We start from the raw sequence: 394 nt of genomic DNA, 5'->3' as shown, positions 1-394 counted from the left end.
CCCCCAGTCGATAGCCTCCCACTTTGAGGCCACCAGCTCATACGGACGTTGCCCGCCAGTAAAAAAGCACAATAAAATTAAATGGCGTACAGAATGACTCATCTTAAAGCGTTGGTATTGATTGTTGAGATCATCAATTAACGCCAGTACCTCGTTAATTTTTAGATAATGTTCGCCAACTCGTTCAGCGTCTTTTTGTTTTGGGATGGGCATCACTGGGTTAAGCACTAAACCAAATTTAGCCTCATCAATAAAGTTAGCTGGATCATTGTCGTGCTTTAGTCCGTAATTAAACGCTGCCATTATATGACTACGAACACGGTTTGATTGCGTCTTAGCATCTCGCTTTATCATAGGGGCTAGTACTAGCATTACATCATGTGTTGTCACGTCC

1 pseudogene is annotated in these 394 nt (G+C 42.6%); it reads right to left on the bottom strand.

From position 1 onward, the window contains the following. Positions 1-303: pseudogene (locus B7C60_RS18970) on the bottom strand (tyrosine-type recombinase/integrase); the annotation flags it as partial. Positions 304-394: the final 91 nt, after the last annotated feature.

The sequence above is a fragment of the Vibrio fujianensis genome, assembly GCF_002749895.1.
GTDB classification, from domain to species: Bacteria; Pseudomonadota; Gammaproteobacteria; order Enterobacterales; family Vibrionaceae; genus Vibrio; species Vibrio fujianensis.
The sequence above is the reverse complement of the archived record's forward strand: the minus strand, read 5'-3'. Positions and strand labels throughout refer to the sequence as shown.